General features: G+C 43.4%; 2 protein-coding genes. One reads left to right on the top strand and one right to left on the bottom strand.

The features are described 5' to 3' along the window. Positions 1–671 precede the first annotated feature (671 nt). Entirely contained in the window at positions 672–836 is a 165-nt protein-coding gene (locus ACLGGO_RS35255; RefSeq protein WP_446422806.1) for a hypothetical protein, read from the top strand. A 1,210-nt stretch (positions 837–2,046) separates the two neighbouring features. Here ACLGGO_RS35255 and ACLGGO_RS35250 read toward each other — a convergent pair. Beyond that, positions 2,047–2,211, bottom strand: a complete 165-nt coding sequence (locus ACLGGO_RS35250; protein WP_446422806.1) for a hypothetical protein — start codon at positions 2,209–2,211, stop codon at positions 2,047–2,049. Between the last annotated feature and the right edge of the window lie 671 nt (positions 2,212–2,882).

The raw sequence follows: 2,882 nt of genomic DNA, 5'->3' as shown, positions 1-2,882 counted from the left end.
GATTAAAAATACGCAAAACTTGTATGTGATAATAAACTATCAGGGCGACAAGTTGTGTAGGAGAAAGCTGCTGTTGAGGATTTTGGGTTTATGCAATCGCATAACAAGATGAGCTGAAAATCAGTGGGGTATATGGTGTACTTGTAAAAACAGATAGTGTGCGATTGTTTTTAAAAAGTCCGCGATTAAAAATACGCAAAACTTGTATGTGATAATAAACTATCAGGGCGACAAGTTGTGTAGGAGAAAGCTGCTGTTGAAGATTTTGGGTTTATGCGTAAGCACAACAAGATGAGCTGACAATCAGTGGGGTGTACAATGTACACCCTTGAACGGGCAATGCGCGATCGTTTTCACACAAGACTTGTTGGGCATCTTCACAGATTTTTGATATACCTATACTTATACTTGTCTTGCCTGAAAAAATGGGGCAGCTTGTTTGATGATTATTTGTCGTTCTTTTTTCTGTCTCTTATTTGGAAAGCTGGTGTAAGGCTACCGCACGAACTCGGCACAGGGCGCATCCCGTTTTAGACAAAGTATTACCTAAAGCAACGTAATTTCAATGGTGAAGAGTCCCATTCAAAGAGCCAACGTGCAAAATTGGGATGCTCCCAAGGCACAGGCACAGCACTATCTTCGTGCCGAGTGAGCGTGAAAGTCGCCTAACTATGACGGACTTTCCCGATAGCGTCGATTGGGTAGGGGGCGCGATCGCGAAGCGCAGATCGCACCCTTCTACAACCAGTGAGGTGTACGATGTATATCGGGATTCTATGGTCGCCGTGGGCAGGACACTTTGGCTCTATGGAAAGTCCGCGATCAAAAGTCCGTGATCGTTTTCGCGCAAAACTTGTTTGACTATCCTGAAAAAGGTGGTGTGGCAAGGAATCCCCGCTTTGCTTCCCCCCTTGCTTCCTTTATCTTATACCTATACCTAGAAAATTTTGAGTATTAAGTACAACATGAATCAATCCCAATCCCAAATTGGAGGAGTAAAAAATGCGATCGCACTCAAATAGATGGCGGCGAATGGGCTTTGATGCCCTTATATTAAGGGTTAAGGGCTTTCTGGCGCCAGGGCGAATGTTGAGATGGGAGGCGTTCCAAGCCAGGGTATACATCACCCACTCTCCTACCTATACCTTTATACTTATACCTGTACTTGTTGTCGGTCTGATGAGGCTTGTACTCGATTCGATATATGAGTATGGCATTACAGGTATAAGTAAGGTTATCTGGGGGTATGAGTATAGCTTGCGCTCAATAGATGATAAGCGATCGCAGGCTGAAACCCTTGCTATAGCGTCATTACAGGATGAGAGTGATGTACCTATACCTGTATTGATATACTCATACTCCCATCTTATACTCATATACCCATACTCAACATACTTATACACGCAGGTATAAGTATAACTACCCGGGGAATTGATTATAATTATAATCAATTCCCCGGGTAGTTATACTTATACCTGCGTGTATAAGTATGTTGAGTATGGGTATATGAGTATAAGATGGGAGTATGAGTATATCAATACAGGTATAGGTACATCACTCTCATCCTGTAATGACGCTATAGCAAGGGTTTCAGCCTGCGATCGCTTATCATCTATTGAGCGCAAGCTATACTCATACCCCCAGATAACCTTACTTATACCTGTAATGCCATACTCATATATCGAATCGAGTACAAGCCTCATCAGACCGACAACAAGTACAGGTATAAGTATAAAGGTATAGGTAGGAGAGTGGGTGATGTATACCCTGGCTTGGAACGCCTCCCATCTCAACATTCGCCCTGGCGCCAGAAAGCCCTTAACCCTTAATATAAGGGCATCAAAGCCCATTCGCCGCCATCTATTTGAGTGCGATCGCATTTTTTACTCCTCCAATTTGGGATTGGGATTGATTCATGTTGTACTTAATACTCAAAATTTTCTAGGTATAGGTATAAGATAAAGGAAGCAAGGGGGGAAGCAAAGCGGGGATTCCTTGCCACACCACCTTTTTCAGGATAGTCAAACAAGTTTTGCGCGAAAACGATCACGGACTTTTGATCGCGGACTTTCCATAGAGCCAAAGTGTCCTGCCCACGGCGACCATAGAATCCCGATATACATCGTACACCTCACTGGTTGTAGAAGGGTGCGATCTGCGCTTCGCGATCGCGCCCCCTACCCAATCGACGCTATCGGGAAAGTCCGTCATAGTTAGGCGACTTTCACGCTCACTCGGCACGAAGATAGTGCTGTGCCTGTGCCTTGGGAGCATCCCAATTTTGCACGTTGGCTCTTTGAATGGGACTCTTCACCATTGAAATTACGTTGCTTTAGGTAATACTTTGTCTAAAACGGGATGCGCCCTGTGCCGAGTTCGTGCGGTAGCCTTACACCAGCTTTCCAAATAAGAGACAGAAAAAAGAACGACAAATAATCATCAAACAAGCTGCCCCATTTTTTCAGGCAAGACAAGTATAAGTATAGGTATATCAAAAATCTGTGAAGATGCCCAACAAGTCTTGTGTGAAAACGATCGCGCATTGCCCGTTCAAGGGTGTACATTGTACACCCCACTGATTGTCAGCTCATCTTGTTGTGCTTACGCATAAACCCAAAATCTTCAACAGCAGCTTTCTCCTACACAACTTGTCGCCCTGATAGTTTATTATCACATACAAGTTTTGCGTATTTTTAATCGCGGACTTTTTAAAAACAATCGCACACTATCTGTTTTTACAAGTACACCATATACCCCACTGATTTTCAGCTCATCTTGTTATGCGATTGCATAAACCCAAAATCCTCAACAGCAGCTTTCTCCTACACAACTTGTCGCCCTGATAGTTTATTATCACATACAAGTTTTGCGTATTTTTAATC

Source organism: Coleofasciculus sp., assembly GCF_046565525.1.
Taxonomy (GTDB): Bacteria; Cyanobacteriota; Cyanobacteriia; order Cyanobacteriales; family Coleofasciculaceae; genus Coleofasciculus.
The sequence above is the reverse complement of the archived record's forward strand: the minus strand, read 5'-3'. Positions and strand labels throughout refer to the sequence as shown.